The sequence below is a fragment of the Vibrio sp. 10N.222.55.C6 genome, assembly GCF_041473395.1.
GTDB lineage: Bacteria > Pseudomonadota > Gammaproteobacteria > Enterobacterales > Vibrionaceae > Vibrio > Vibrio crassostreae_C.
Genome location: NZ_JBFRSD010000592.1, coordinates 1 through 233, shown reverse-complemented (window position 1 = coordinate 233; position 233 = coordinate 1). Strand labels below are relative to the sequence as shown.

Below are 233 nucleotides of genomic sequence, written 5' to 3'. Positions count from 1 at the left end.
GGTCTAGTTGGAACTTGGCGTCGTTGCCGTCGTTTGCTTTAAATAATACTGCGAACTCTTTGCCTCCAATACGAGCAAGGCATAGTCCTTTAGGCTTCGGAAAGTACGAGCGTAGTGCTTCTGCTGTCAGCTTGATCATCTTGTCACCCACAGCTTCACCATAAGCACGGTTCACGTGGTCAAAATTATCGATATCGAGTAGAGCTATATAGGTTTCAGGCTCGCTCACGTAG

1 protein-coding gene is annotated in these 233 nt (G+C 47.2%); it reads right to left on the bottom strand.

Features of this window, described 5'->3' with window-relative positions; genetic code table 11:
- Positions 1-233: diguanylate cyclase domain-containing protein (locus AB4486_RS25235; RefSeq protein ID WP_372119455.1), on the bottom strand; the 233-nt coding region annotated here is incomplete at both ends.